Origin of the sequence: Rubricella aquisinus (genome assembly GCF_014199445.1) — a bacterium.
GTDB lineage: Bacteria > Pseudomonadota > Alphaproteobacteria > Rhodobacterales > Rhodobacteraceae > Rubricella > Rubricella aquisinus.
On record NZ_JACIJS010000003.1, the window covers coordinates 68908 to 80972 of the forward strand.

Genomic DNA, 12065 nt, shown 5'->3' on the forward strand with positions numbered 1-12065 from the left:
CGTTAACTCCTTGTTGCATTTTTTGACCGCTTGGTAAAATGTGCATCATGACTGAGAAACGCCCCCCTTTCACCATTGGCGGCCTTGGTGAGGTTGCCATTCGGTGCCATGACATGGCTGCGATGACCGCGTTTTACCGCGATGTGATCGGGCTGACCCCCTATGCCACCCGGAATAACGGAAAGATCCAGTTCTTCCGGGTCGCGCAGGGGGGAGTTGCCGGGCATACGACCGTGCTTGCCCTGTTTGCCGATGATCTGCCCGCCACCGGAAAGGGATCGTCGCTGCATCATCTGGCGCTTAGCCTGCCTTATGCCGAACAGGAGGCCGCGATTGCGTGGTATAATGAGATCGGGCAGGCTTACCGGATTGAACATTTTGACTGGACAGGCTGGCGCGGGGTCTTCACCTCAGACCCGGAGGGCAATACGGTCGAACTTGTTGCAGCGACAGGAGCACACCATCCATGACCGCACCCGCCATTGAGCTGAAAGGCATCTCCAAGAGCTTCGGCCCGGTTCATGCGAACAAGGACATTGACCTTAGGGTCGAGAAGGGGACGATCCACGGGATCATCGGGGAGAATGGCGCGGGCAAATCCACGCTGATGTCGATCCTCTATGGCTTCTATGAGGCGGATGCGGGCACGATTGCCGTCGATGGCACCGTGGTCAAAATCAAGAACTCCGATCAGGCCATCGCGCTCGGTATCGGGATGGTGCACCAGCATTTCATGCTCGTGGAGCCGTTCACGGTGCTGGAGAATATCATGCTCGGCGCTGAGGGCGGTGCGTTCCTCAACAAAGGGCGCGCGGCAGCCCGCAAGGAGCTTGAACGGCTGGAGCGGGAATTCGAGCTGCATGTCGATCTGGATGCCGTCGTGGATGACCTGCCCGTGGGCCTGCAACAGCGGGTGGAAATCCTCAAGGCGCTCTATCGGGGGGCCGAAATCCTGATCCTTGACGAACCCACGGGCGTGCTGACCCCTGACGAGGCCGACCACCTGTTCCGCATCCTTGGACAGCTAAAGGCGCAGGGAAAGACGGTGATGATGATCACCCACAAATTGCGGGAGATCATGGCGATCACCGATGACGTGTCCGTCATGCGACAGGGCGAAATGGTCGCCACCCGCCAGACGGCGCATACCAGCGTGGATGAATTGGCCGAATTGATGGTGGGCCGTCATGTCCTGTTGCGCGTCGATAAGGGGCCAGCCAATCCCGGCGCGGTGAAACTCAGCGTATCGGGCCTGACGGTGGTGGATGAATTGGGTGTGACCCGGCTCAAGAACGTCAGTTTCGATGTGCGGCAGGGGGAGATTGTGGGCATCGCGGGCGTGTCCGGCAACGGCCAGTCCGAATTGCTGGAGGCCATCGCCGGGATCGGCCCGATTGCCAGCGGTGAGGTGCATCTGGATTGCGATGCGGAGGACACTCCGTGGCGCCCGCGCCCCGGCCTTGGCCATGTGCCGGAAGATCGGCACAAGATGGGCCTCGTGACCAAATTTCAGGCCCGCGAAAACACCATCCTCGGGTATCAGCGGGAGGCGAAATTCGGGCAGGGCATGTTCCTTGACCGCGCCGCGATCCTTGAGACAACCAAGGCAGAGATGGAACGCTATGACGTGCGCCCGCCTGACCCGTACCTCAAAGCCGCCAATTTCTCCGGCGGGAACCAGCAGAAAATCGTCATCGCGCGCGAGATTGAGCAAGACCCCGATGTGCTGATCGTCGGCCAGCCCACGCGCGGCGTGGATGTGGGCGCGATCGAGGCGATCCATCGGCGGCTGATCGAGTTGCGCGATAGCGGCAAGGCGATCCTGCTTGTGTCGGTCGAACTGGATGAGATCCGCGCCCTGAGCGACCGTATCCTCGTGATGTTCGCGGGCGAGATCATGGGCGAACTGCCCCCCACCGCGACAGAGCGTGAAGTGGGCCTGTTGATGAGCGGCGTACGCGCAGAGGAGGCAGCGGAATGAACAAGCAACTTCCCGGTTGGGTCGATTTCGGCCTGTTGCCGATCCTCAACCTGCTCACCGCGTTTCTGATCGCGGGGCTTGTGGTCGTGGCCATCGGGGAAAACCCGCTGGAGGCCGTGGGGCATATCCTCTTTGGCGCCTTCGGCTATGGGGAGGGGATCGGCTACACGATCTTCTACACCACGAATTTCGTCTTTACGGGGCTGGCCGTGGCCGTGGCGTTCCATGCCTCCCAGTTCAATATTGGTGGCGAGGGGCAGGCCTATATCGGCGGGCTTGGCGTCGGGCTGGCCTGTCTGGCGCTTGATAGCACACTGCCATGGTGGGGGATTTTGCCCTTTGCCATGCTGGGCGGGGCGCTGTTTGGCGGCATTTGGGGGGCGATCCCGGGATACCTCTATGCCAAACGCGGCGCGCATGTCGTGATCACCACGATCATGTTCAACTTCATCAGCTTTTCGCTGATGGTGTATGTGATCGTGAATTTCCTCAAGACACCGTCGAACATGGCCGTGCAATCGCGCACGTTCGAGCAATCGGCATGGCTGCCCAAGCTCACTTGGCTCGATGGTCTGGTGCCGGGGATCGCGGGCAGCCCGGCGAATGTGTCGGTGCTGGTGGCGCTGGCGGCCTGTGTGTTCGTCTATATCCTCATCTGGCGCACCAAGTTCGGGTATGAGGTGCGGACCTTTGGCGCGAACCCGGAGGCCGCGCGCTATGCCGGGATATCCACCACCCGCGTCGTGGTGATCGTGATGGCAATCTCCGGGGCGCTCGCGGGCCTGATGGCGCTCAATCCCGTGATGGGGGAGCAGAACCGCGTGTTCCTCGACATTCCGCAACAGGCCGGGTTTGTCGGCATCGCGGTGGCGCTGATGGGCCGCTCGCACCCCTTGTGGATCATCTTTGCAGCCCTTCTGTTCGGGATGCTCTATCAGGGTGGGGCCGAGCTTGCGTTTGAGATGCCAAGCATCAACCGCGACATGATCGTGGTCATTCAGGGCCTCGTGATCCTGTTTGCGGGGGCGATGGAGTTCATGTTCCGACCCATGGTCGCCAAATTCTTTGCAGGGGAGGCCGCGTGATGGATTTCGGGTTCTGGATATCCTTTTTCGACTCCACCCTGCGCAGTGCCACGCCCTTGCTCTTGGCCTGTCTTGCGGGCCTTTATTCTGAGCGGTCGGGCGTGTTCGATATCGGGCTTGAGGGCAAAATCCTCGCGTCTGCTTTTGCCGGGGCGGCGGCGGGCGTGCTGATTGGGGATGCGTATATCGCGCTCTTTATCGCGGTGATGGTGTCGGTGTTTTTCGCGCTGATCCACGGGGTCGCCTGCATCACCTTCCGGGGCAATCAGATCGTGTCTGGCGTGGCGATCAATTTCCTTGCCGCAGGCCTGACCGCCGTAATCGGCAACGCGCTGTTCAGCATGGGCGGGCGCACGCCGCAAATCCCGGAGGACGGGCGGTTCCGTGAATTCCCGCTGTTCTTTGCCGATAGGCTGGAGGGCGTGCCAGTGATCGGGCCGCTCGCGGATGTGCTGCTGAACCAGCCGAGCTTTGTCTATATGGCGTTTCTGGCGGTGCCGTTCACATGGTATGTGTTGTTTCGCACCCGGTTTGGCCTGCGCCTGCGCGCGGTGGGTGAAAATCCGGCAGCGGTGGATACGGCGGGCATTTCCGTGATCCGGCTGCGCTATCAGGCGGTGATCTGTTGCGGCATCCTGTGCGGGCTTGCCGGGGCGACGCTGTCGATGGCGCTCAATGCGGGCTTTGTAAACAATATGAGCGCCGGGCGCGGGTTTATCGCGCTCGCAGCCCTCATTTTCGCGAAATGGCGGCCCGTGCAGGCAATGTTTGCGTGCCTGCTGTTCGGCTTTCTTGACGCGTCCGAGGCGCGGCTTCAGGGCCGCGAATTGTGGCTGGTGGGTGAGGTGCCAGTGCAGTTCATTCAGGCGCTGCCCTATGTGCTTGTGGTCGTGCTGCTCGCGGGCTTCATCGGCAAGGCCCGCGCGCCCAAGGCGGGCGGTGTGGCTTACGTAAAGGAACGATAATGGATGATCTGATCCAAGCGGCAAAGGCGGCGCAGGCCAATGCCTATGCCAAGTATTCCGATTTTCAGGTCGGGGCCGCGATCCGCACGGATGCGGGCGTATTCGCTGGCTGTAACGTGGAAAACGTGGCCTACCCGGAGGGCACCTGTGCCGAGGCAGGTGCGATTGCTGCGATGGCCGCAGCGGGCGGGCGCCAGATCACCGAAGTCGTCGTGATCGCCTCCTCCGAGATGCCCGTGACCCCCTGTGGCGGCTGCCGTCAAAAGATTGCGGAATTCGCAGGGCCGGGCGCGCGTGTCACGATGATGGGCAGTACGGGAAAATCCCAACAGACCACCGTCGCCGAATTGCTGCCCGGTGCGTTCAGTCAGGAGCACATGGAATGAGTGCGCTAGAAGAGATCCGCAATCGCGCGGGCGACGCCCCGATTGAGATGGGTATGATCCTTGGCTCCGGCCTTGGCAGCCTTGCCGACACGCTGGAGGACGCGGTGAGCATCCCCTTTGGCGCGTTGGACGGAATGCCGGTGTCCGGCGTGTCGGGCCACGCAGGCGCGGTTGTCGTTGGCACCATGGAAGGGCGGCGCATCGCGATCCTGTCGGGCCGGGTACATTACTATGAGCAAGGCAACGCGAAGGTGATGCAACCTGCCATCCAGTTGCTGAAAGGTATGGGGGCAGAGAGCCTCTTGCTCACCAACGCCGCTGGCTCCACCCGGATGGACCTGCCGCCGCAATCGCTGATGCTGATCACCGATCACATCAACTATTCGGGCATGAACCCTTTGATCGGTGACCCGGAGGATGCGCGTTTCGTCAATATGGTCGATGCCTATGACCCTGACCTGCGCGCGCGGTTGCGCCGCGCGGCGGGGGCGTCGGGTGTGGACCTGAAAGAGGGCGTTTATGCGTGGTTCTCCGGCCCGTCATTCGAGACCCCGGCGGAGGTGAAGATGATTGGGATGCTCGGGGCCGATGCGGTTGGCATGTCCACCGTGCCCGAGACGATCCTTGCCCGCCGTATCGGGCTCAAGGTCGCGGCGGTCAGCCTCATCACCAATCTGGGCGCGGGCCTGTCCGGCGAGGCGCTCAGCCATGACGAGACGAAAACCGAATCCGCGAAAGCGAAAGAGACCTTTAGCGCCCTGATCCGGGCCTATGTGAAAGGCGAATGAATGGAATTGCGTGACGCGGCGGCGATGGGCCTTGCCTGTCTGGACCTGACGAACCTCAATGATGACTGCACGGAGGAGGACGTGTTCGCGCTGTGTGAACGCGCGCTGACCCCACATGGCAACACGGCGGCGGTGTGTATCTGGCCGCGGTTCGTGAAGGCCGCACGCTCCAAGTTGCGCACGACAGGCGTGCGGGTTGCCACGGTCGTGAATTTCCCTAGCGGGATGGAAGCGATCGAGGGCGTGATCGACATGACGCGGCAGGCGGTCGCCGATGGCGCGGATGAAATCGACCTTGTCGTGCCGTACCCTTTGTTGATGGAGGGACAGACCCACCAGATCACCGCCGCGACCGCCCGCGTGAAAGAGGCCGCAGGGCAAGCGCGCGTCAAAACGATCTTAGAGACGGGCGTTCTGGGTGAAGCGGAGTTGATCCGCGCGGCGGCAGAAGAAGCCCTGGAGGGCGGGGCCGATTTCCTCAAGACCTCAACCGGGAAAGTGTCGGTCAACGCGACCTTGCAGGCCGCGCGCATTCTGTTGGAGGCGATCCGCGACAGCGGTGATCCGGTGGGTCTGAAACCCGCAGGTGGCATCCGCACGACGGAGGACGCGGCGGCCTATCTCGACCTATGTGCGGAGATCATGGGAGAGGATTGGGTCAGCCCGACGACCTTCCGCATCGGGGCAAGCGGGGTTTTGAGCGCGTTTCTGGCCACGCTTGACGGCAACGCGGCCCCGACCGTCGGGAGCGGCTACTGATGCTGCCGCAGGAGGTCATCGTCAAGAAACGCGATGGGGAGCGGCTGACACCCGATGAGGTGCGCTTCTTCATTCAGGGCCTGACGGATGAGAGCATCACGGAGGGGCAGGTCGGTGCCATGGCCATGGCGATCCTTCTCAACGGGATGCTGATGGATGAACGCGTCGCGATGACAGAGGCGATGCGCGACAGCGGCACCGTGCTGAAATGGGATCTCGACGGCCCGGTGATCGACAAGCATTCGACAGGCGGCGTGGGCGATAACGTGTCCCTGATGCTGGCGCCAGCGCTTGCGGCCTGTGGGGCCTATGTGCCGATGATCTCTGGCCGGGGGTTGGGGCATACGGGCGGGACGCTCGATAAATTCGACAGCATTCCGGGATACCGCACCCAGCCCGATCTGGACCTGCTCTATAAAGTCACGAAAGAGGTCGGTTGCGCGATCATTGGTCAAACCCCCGATATCGCGCCCGCCGACAAACGGTTCTACGGCATCCGCGATGTGACCGGGACGGTGGAAAGCATCGACCTGATCACCGCGTCTATTCTGTCCAAAAAGCTGGCGGCGGGGCTGGATGCGCTGGTGCTGGATGTGAAGGTCGGCACGGGGGCGTTCATGGCAACGCCCGAGGATGCGGACGGGCTTGCGCGCTCCTTGGTGGAGGTCGCGAATGGCGCGGGCTGCAACACCTCCGCGCTGATCACCGATATGAACGAGCCATTGGCAACGGCAGCAGGCAATGCGCTTGAGGTGGCGAATGCCGCGTCCTTCCTGCTGATGGAGGACATAGACCCGCGCCTATGGGACGTGACGGTCGCGCTGGGCGGGGAGGCGCTCTACCTCTCCGGCATCGAAGCCTCGGCGCAGGAGGGCCGCGCGAAGATGGAAGCCGCCTTCCGCTCCGGCGCGGCGGCGGAACGGTTCGACAAGATGGTGGCGGCCCTTGGCGGCCCGGTCGGGTTCCTTGATGATTTCGAGCGGCACCTCGCTGTTGCCCCGGTCAAGCGGGATATTCATGCCGAAAGGCCCGGTTACGTCACCCGGATTGACACGCGCGGCGTGGGGCTCACGGTGGTGGAGCTTGGCGGTGGGCGCGTGCGCGCCGCTGATCCGATTGATTATTCGGTGGGTCTCGACATGCTGGCCGGGCGCGGGGCGCTCGTCGATGAGGAAGCCCCCATCGCGCGCATCCATGCCAAATCCGAAGCCGACGCTGACCGCGCGGAGGCGCGCCTGCGCCAAGCCTACCGAATCGAGGATCAGCCGAAGCCCGATTATCCGACCCTCAAGGGGAGGATCGGCTGATGGCGCGCGCCTTCCTGCTCGTGATGGATTCGGTTGGCTGCGGTGGTGCACCGGATGCCGCGCAATTCGGTGATGAGGGGGCTAATACGCTTGGCCACATTGCTGCTGCGTGTTCGGCTGGGCAGGCGGAGGAGGGCCGATCCGGCCCCTTGATGACCCCAAATCTTGATGCGCTGGGCTTGCGGCACGCGATGGCCTTGGCCATTGACGGGGTATGCCCCAGCGCCCCAACGCAGGGCCGCTGGACCGCCGCGACGGAGGTCAGCCAAGGCAAGGACACGCCGTCAGGCCATTGGGAACTCGCGGGCGTGCCTGTGCCATGGGACTGGCACTATTTCCCAACCACGATCCCGGCATTCCCGGAGGATTTGACCGCACAAATCTTGGAACGCACGGGCCTGCCGGGGATCCTCGCGAACAAGCATTCCTCGGGCGTGCCAGTGATGAATGAGTATGGGGAGGAGCATCTGCGGACCGGGATGCCGATCTGCTATACCTCCGTGGACAGCGTGTTCCAGATTGCGGCTCATGAGGAGGCATTCGGGCTGGAGCGGCTCTACGATGTGTGCCGAACGGTGGCCGAACTGGTGCATCCGATGCGCGTGGGCCGGGTGATCGCACGCCCGTTCGTGGGTACGCCGGGGGATTTCAGACGCACCCCGAACCGCCGCGATTTCGCGATCAACCCGCCTGAGCCGACCCTGTGCGACCGGGTGGTCGCGGCTGGCGGGCGCACGCTCGCCGTGGGCAAGATCGGGGATATTTTCGCGCATCAGGGCATCACGGAGGTGTTCAAGGCCAAGGATGACATGGGCCTTGTCGATCAGGCCGTGCGCCTGATGGAGGAGGCGCGCGATGGTGATTTCGTGTTCGCCAATTATGTCGAGTTTGACAGCCTATATGGGCATCAGCGCGACGTGTCGGGCTATGCCCGCGCGCTGGAGACATTTGACGCGCGCCTGCCGGAGATCACGGGCCGGATGCGTGAGGGCGATATGCTCATCATCACGGCCGATCACGGCAATGACCCCACATGGCGCGGCACCGATCACACGCGGGAACGGGTGCCGGTGCTGATCGCGGGGCAGGGCGCGGGTGGGCTGCCACTTTGCGGGTTTGCCGATGTGGGGGAAACACTGGCCGCGCATCTGGGCCTTGCCCCCGGTGCCCATGGAAAGAGCATCCTATGAACTGGCAAACCCTGCCCAAAACCGAGCTGCACCTGCATCTGGAGGGCGCGGCCCCGCCCGCTTTCATTCAGGAACTGGCGGTAGAGCAGGGGGTGGAGTTGAACGGCGTGTTCGATGCGTTTGGCAAATACCAATGGACGGATTTCGCCGAGTTTCTGGACTGCTACACCCGCGCCTGCACGGTCTTGAACTCCCCCGATGCGTTCCGCCGATTGGCGGAGGCGGTGTTGCGGCAGAGTGCTGAACACGGTGTCATCTACACGGAGATTTTCATTTCGCCTGACTTTTGCGGTGGCGGCGATCCGGTGGCATGGCAAGAGTACCTTGCGGCACTGGATGAGGGGGCCGATGCGGTCCCCGAGGTGGAGTGCCGCTGGATTGCGACCGCTATTCGTCATCTGGGGCCAGCGAAAGCGATCCGCGACGCGCGGATCACGGCTGACAGTGTGGGCGGTCGCCTGACCGGGTTCGGCATGGGCGGGGAGGAGCGATACCTTACAGCCGCCGATTTCGCACCAGCCTTCGCGATTGCGGGTGAGGCAGGGCTTGGCCTGACCTCCCATGCGGGGGAGGTCGTGGGGCCGGAGAGCGTGCGCGACACGCTGGATCATCTGGGCGTGACCCGGATCGGCCACGGCGTGCGCAGCATCGAGGACACGGATCTGGTGTCGCGGCTGGTGGCCGAAGGGATCACGCTGGAGGTGAACCCCGGCTCCAATATCGCTCTGTCCGTCTATGATGATTGGGCCGATCATTCGGTCGCGCGATTGCGCGATGCAGGGGTGAAAGTGACCCTCTCGACCGATGATCCGCCCTATTTCCACACCACGATGACCCATGAATACGAGATGATGAACCGGGTGTTCGGCTGGACCCGCGCGGATTTCGATGCCGCCAACAGGCTGGCCATGGAGGCCGCCTTTTGCGACGATGCGACACGCACCCGCCTGATGACCCAATTTACGGAGACCGCCCCATGACCACCCCACATCTGACCGTTGTCGATCACCCGCTGGTGCAGCACAAACTCACCCTGATGCGGGAGCGCGACACGCCCACGGCAGTGTTTCGCCAGCTGTTGCGGGAGATATCGCACCTCTTGGCCTATGAGGTGACGCGCGATCTGCCGCTGACGACCAAGGTGATCGACACGCCTCTGCAGGAGATGGAAGCCCCGACGCTGAAGGGCAAGAAGCTCGCGCTGATCTCGATCCTGCGGGCGGGCAACGGGCTGCTTGATGGGGTGATGGAACTGATCCCATCGGCACGGGTCGGGTTTGTCGGGCTTTACCGGGATGAGGAAACGCTCCAGCCAGTGCAATACTACTACAAGGTGCCGGGAGAGATGGGGGACCGGCGCGTGATCGCGGTGGACCCGATGCTGGCCACGGGCAATTCCTCTGCCGCGGCGATTGATCTGTTGAAGAAATCGGGGGCCAAAGACATCCGTTTCATGTGCCTTCTGGCCGCCCCGGAAGGGATCGCGCGGATGAAAGAGGCCCATCCTGATGTGCCCATCGTGACGGCAGCGGTGGATGAGCGGCTCAACGACGTTGGCTATATCATCCCCGGTCTCGGCGATGCGGGCGACCGGATGTTCGGCACGAAATAGCGCTCCCGCACGTCGCTGCGCTCCCTTTGGGCCGGTGCTGGCGCACCGGAAAGAGGTCTTATACCTCCGGCGGGGCATATTTGGAGAAAGTGAAATGATCCTGATCCGCAATGCCGATGTCATCGTGACGATGGATGGAACGCGGCGGGAGATTTTTGGCGGCTCCGTGCTGATTGCGGATGGGGTCATCAAAGCCATTGGCGAAGTCGACGCGCCGGGTGCCGAGGTGATCGACGCTACAGGCTGTGTCGTCACGCCGGGTTTGGTCAATACGCATCACCACCTCTATCAATCGCTGACCCGGGCCGTGCCGGGTGGGCAGGATGCATTGCTGTTTGGCTGGCTCAAGACGCTCTATCCGATCTGGGCGCGGTTCGGGCCGGAGGAGATGTTCGTCTCCACCCAGTTGGGCCTGAGTGAATTGGCGTTGACCGGATGCACGTTAACCTCGGATCACCTCTATCTCTACCCCAACGGGTCGCGGCTGGATGACACAATCGCGGCGGCGGCGGAGGTGGGCTTGCGCTTTCATCCGACGCGGGGTGCCATGAGCATCGGGGAGAGTGCAGGCGGGCTGCCGCCCGATGCGCTGGTCGAGGATGAACGCGCCATTCTGGAGGATTGCATCCGGGTGGTGGATGCCCATCACGATGCGCGCGAGGGGGCGATGGTGCGCGTCGGGATCGCGCCCTGCTCACCCTTCAGCGTCAGTCGCGACCTGATGCGGGATGCGGCGGTCCTGGCGCGGGACAAGGGCGTGATGCTCCATACACATCTGGCGGAAAACGACGAGGACGTGGCCTATTCGCAAGCGCAATTCGGCTGCCGACCAGGGCAATATGCGGAAAGTCTGGGTTGGACCGGGGAGGACGTGTGGCACGCGCATTGCGTGAAGCTGAACGGGGCGGAGATTGACCTCTTTGCCCGCACTCGGACGAGTGTCGCGCATTGCCCTTGTTCCAATTGCCGGTTGGGCAGCGGGATTGCGCCAGTGCGGGCGATGCGGGATGCGGGTGTGTCGGTTGGCCTTGGCGTGGATGGATCAGCGTCGAACGATGCAGCCTCCGTCATTGGGGAGGCGCGGCAAGCGATGCTGTTGCAGCGCGTCGCCAATGGCGCGGACTCAATGGCCGCGCGGGAGGCACTGGAGATCGCCACCCTCGGCGGCGCGCAGGTGCTGGGGCGGCGCGATGTGGGGGCGATTGCGCCGGGGATGCGCGCAGATATCGCCATTTGGGATATGTCAGGTGTGGAAGCCGCGGGCGCATGGGATCCGGTGGCAGCGCTGATCCTGTGCGGCCCTTCTCGCGTGCGGCACCTGCTGGTTGAAGGTCGACAGATCGTGCGCGACGGGCGGATGGTGACGGTCGATCAGGAGGCTGTCGCGGAGCGGGCGCGGGAACTGGCGTTGGGGTTGGTGGACTAAGGCGCCTGTGTCTTAGAGATCACTGAACAATTTGGTTCCCTATCGCGCCAGTGAAAAGCGACCTCACTCGAAACTCATCGTTCCGCCTCAATTTGCCTTAACATCCCGGACCAAAACGGATCAGCATTATTCGTCTGATATTCAACTCCAAGGACGACGTTGTGGTAATACTTAATAGTATGGATGGGAAGCGGATAGGCAGAGCCATGCCTTGCCGCAAACCGGCGCTCTGCCCATGAAGTGGGATCCCTAAAAACGGTAATTAAATATTCCATGTGTTGATTTTGACGGTCGAATTGAAATTTCGCCTTCGCGAAATACTGTATGCATTTATCTCGTCTCGGAGAAGGGATATCTCTTTACGCCTACCATAAAAAAATATTAATCGAACTAATTTTATCTTACCAGAAAGAGCTGATCGCGTTTAGCAGCGGATTGACTTTCTGTACAGCCAGGCAGCCAAATAAATGCGAGATAGGCGATTGTCAGAAGCATAATCTTTTTTAGAGATATCGGCATGGTGTTTCCCAAACAGTTCTAGCTGCACGTATTGCTCATCATTTTTC

Annotated in this window: 12 protein-coding genes; all 12 read left to right on the forward strand. The window is 62.2% G+C overall.

Annotated features, from left to right (window positions below):
* Nucleotides 1–47: 47 nt before the first annotated feature.
* The 12 genes from FHS89_RS05280 to FHS89_RS05335 all read left to right on the forward strand — a co-directional run bounded on the left by FHS89_RS05280 (nt 48) and on the right by FHS89_RS05335 (nt 11499).
* Complete coding sequence (locus tag FHS89_RS05280) at nt 48–470, forward strand: VOC family protein (RefSeq protein ID WP_184009291.1); 423 nt, start codon at nt 48–50, stop codon at nt 468–470.
* Nucleotides 467–1981 (forward strand): ABC transporter ATP-binding protein, encoded by a 1515-nt coding sequence (locus tag FHS89_RS05285; protein ID WP_184009293.1) that lies wholly within the window; start codon nt 467–469, stop codon nt 1979–1981. Before FHS89_RS05280 ends, FHS89_RS05285 begins: the two co-directional genes overlap by 4 nt.
* Entirely contained in the window at nt 1978–3066 is a 1089-nt protein-coding gene (locus tag FHS89_RS05290) for an ABC transporter permease (protein WP_184009295.1), read from the forward strand. Before FHS89_RS05285 ends, FHS89_RS05290 begins: the two co-directional genes overlap by 4 nt.
* Nucleotides 3066–4031, forward strand: coding sequence for an ABC transporter permease (locus FHS89_RS05295; protein ID WP_184009297.1), 966 nt, complete (start codon nt 3066–3068; stop codon nt 4029–4031). Before FHS89_RS05290 ends, FHS89_RS05295 begins: the two co-directional genes overlap by 1 nt.
* Nucleotides 4031–4417: a cytidine deaminase gene (locus FHS89_RS05300; protein ID WP_184009299.1), complete on the forward strand. Its 387-nt coding sequence runs from the start codon at nt 4031–4033 to the stop codon at nt 4415–4417. The genes FHS89_RS05295 and FHS89_RS05300 overlap by 1 nt, the downstream gene beginning before the upstream one ends.
* Nucleotides 4414–5205, forward strand: a complete 792-nt coding sequence (locus FHS89_RS05305; RefSeq protein ID WP_184009301.1) for a purine-nucleoside phosphorylase — start codon at nt 4414–4416, stop codon at nt 5203–5205. Before FHS89_RS05300 ends, FHS89_RS05305 begins: the two co-directional genes overlap by 4 nt.
* Nucleotides 5206–5964 carry a deoxyribose-phosphate aldolase gene (gene deoC / locus FHS89_RS05310; RefSeq protein ID WP_184009304.1) on the forward strand — a complete coding sequence of 253 codons (759 nt, stop codon included), beginning with the start codon at nt 5206–5208 and terminating at the stop codon, nt 5962–5964. It begins immediately after the preceding gene.
* Nucleotides 5964–7271 carry a thymidine phosphorylase gene (deoA, locus tag FHS89_RS05315; protein ID WP_184009306.1) on the forward strand — a complete coding sequence of 436 codons (1308 nt, stop codon included), beginning with the start codon at nt 5964–5966 and terminating at the stop codon, nt 7269–7271. The genes deoC and deoA overlap by 1 nt, the downstream gene beginning before the upstream one ends.
* Nucleotides 7271–8461 carry a phosphopentomutase gene (locus FHS89_RS05320; RefSeq protein ID WP_184009308.1) on the forward strand — a complete coding sequence of 397 codons (1191 nt, stop codon included), beginning with the start codon at nt 7271–7273 and terminating at the stop codon, nt 8459–8461. The genes deoA and FHS89_RS05320 overlap by 1 nt, the downstream gene beginning before the upstream one ends.
* Nucleotides 8458–9441, forward strand: a complete 984-nt coding sequence (gene add / locus FHS89_RS05325; RefSeq protein ID WP_184009310.1) for an adenosine deaminase — start codon at nt 8458–8460, stop codon at nt 9439–9441. The genes FHS89_RS05320 and add overlap by 4 nt, the downstream gene beginning before the upstream one ends.
* Nucleotides 9438–10073 carry a uracil phosphoribosyltransferase gene (gene upp, locus FHS89_RS05330; RefSeq protein WP_184009312.1) on the forward strand — a complete coding sequence of 212 codons (636 nt, stop codon included), beginning with the start codon at nt 9438–9440 and terminating at the stop codon, nt 10071–10073. Before add ends, upp begins: the two co-directional genes overlap by 4 nt.
* Nucleotides 10074–10167: 94 nt before the next feature.
* On the forward strand, nt 10168–11499 hold the full coding sequence (locus tag FHS89_RS05335; RefSeq protein ID WP_184009314.1) for an 8-oxoguanine deaminase: 1332 nt from the start codon (nt 10168–10170) through the stop codon (nt 11497–11499).
* Nucleotides 11500–12065: the final 566 nt, after the last annotated feature.